Genomic DNA, 860 nt, shown 5'->3' with positions numbered 1-860 from the left:
TAGCCTTGGCAAATCCCAAGCCGCTGTATGGCAGGATACAGACCAAGACGACAACCTTGGTTAGCTCACCTGTCTTCGGGTCGGTAAGCCACAGGGCATCGCCGGCGAAGTCAATCTGCATCTCTTCCCCAGGAATATAGGTGTTATGGAAGCTGAGGTTGTGTGAGTACTGATACTTACGGATTGACTTCTTGAACTGGGTGTATCCATATCCGTCGGGATGCTCCTTCTTGTATGACTCGTGCAGGGCTTGAATGGTGAGGTAGCGGTTATGCGACAAGTCTGACACATATTCAGGCAACAGCCCGTCCAGCACCTGACGTTGGGAAGATGGGGCTGCTGTGGGTTTGGACAACTGGAGGAAAGATTCTATTTCCCCGTCACTCATGCGGCCTATCACGCCATAGGACAAACCTTGGGAATCCGCCAAGGTCTTGTAACGGTTCAGTACGCCACGTCCCATGTGTAGTTGCTCGCAAATGGTGCGTTGCGGTATTTTTGCCGCTAGCATTTGAAATGAACGTTTTAATTTGCTCATGTTTACATTACTTTGTGCCATATCTATACAGATTTAAAAATTCTTCTGCAAAGATAGGCGGTTATTATTATACATGAGCAGAACTTTACATCTTTTTGGTACCGATTGGGGCGCTATGATGGTACCGATTCAAGTGATACGATGGTACCGAATGCAGTGCTATGATGGTACCGATTCATGCGCTACAGTGGTACCGATTCGCCGATACTGTCACGAAATCTCTCCACTTCGGCAGGAGTCGGATGAAGCATCATCTCATTCAATACAACATATCTTACTCCCATCAAGTCTTCGATGACATCATGCTCACTTTCACTCATGC

At 47.4% G+C, this 860-nt stretch carries 1 protein-coding gene; it reads right to left on the bottom strand.

From position 1 onward, the window contains the following. A partial coding sequence (locus D4A39_RS18975; protein WP_199699481.1) for a hypothetical protein occupies positions 1-538 on the bottom strand: 538 nt, incomplete at its 3' end. Between the last annotated feature and the right edge of the window lie 322 nt (positions 539-860).

This window comes from Alcanivorax profundi, assembly GCF_003597125.1.
GTDB lineage: Bacteria > Pseudomonadota > Gammaproteobacteria > Pseudomonadales > Alcanivoracaceae > Alcanivorax > Alcanivorax profundi.
Note: the sequence above shows the minus strand (reverse complement) of the source record. Positions and strands in the feature narration are given on the sequence as shown.